Raw genomic sequence first — 429 nt, forward strand, 5'->3', positions numbered from 1 at the left:
CAACGGCTCGCCGACCTTCGAGCGGAACTTCAACCCGTACTCGTCGAACAAGCGCAACACCGCGAGCTACATCTACGAGCCGCTCGTGATCGTCAACGAGATGTCCGGCGACGAGCCGCCCTGGCTCGCCGAGTCCTACGAGCAGCCCGACGCGAGCACCGTGGTCTTCCACCTGCGCGACGGCGTCACCTGGTCCGACGGCGAGGAGCTCACCGCCGACGACGTGGTCTTCACGTTCGACCTGCTGCTGCAGCACCCGCAGCTCGACCTGCGCGGCGTCGGCGAGCACATCGCCTCGGTCGAGGCCGACGGGTCCGACGTGATCGTGCACCTGTCCAGCGAGGACGTGCCCGGCGCCGTCATCATCGCGCAGACCATGATCGTCCCCGAGCACCTGTGGGCCGACGTCGACGACCCCGTGACGTTCAC

Annotated in this window: 1 protein-coding gene; it reads left to right on the forward strand. The window is 67.8% G+C overall.

The features are described 5' to 3' along the window. The coding region (locus G3I71_RS48150) for an ABC transporter substrate-binding protein (protein WP_239149818.1) at positions 1 to 429 on the forward strand (429 nt) is incomplete at both ends.

This window comes from Streptomyces sp. SID12501 (assembly GCF_010550245.1).
In the GTDB taxonomy this organism is placed as follows: domain Bacteria; phylum Actinomycetota; class Actinomycetes; order Streptomycetales; family Streptomycetaceae; genus Streptomyces.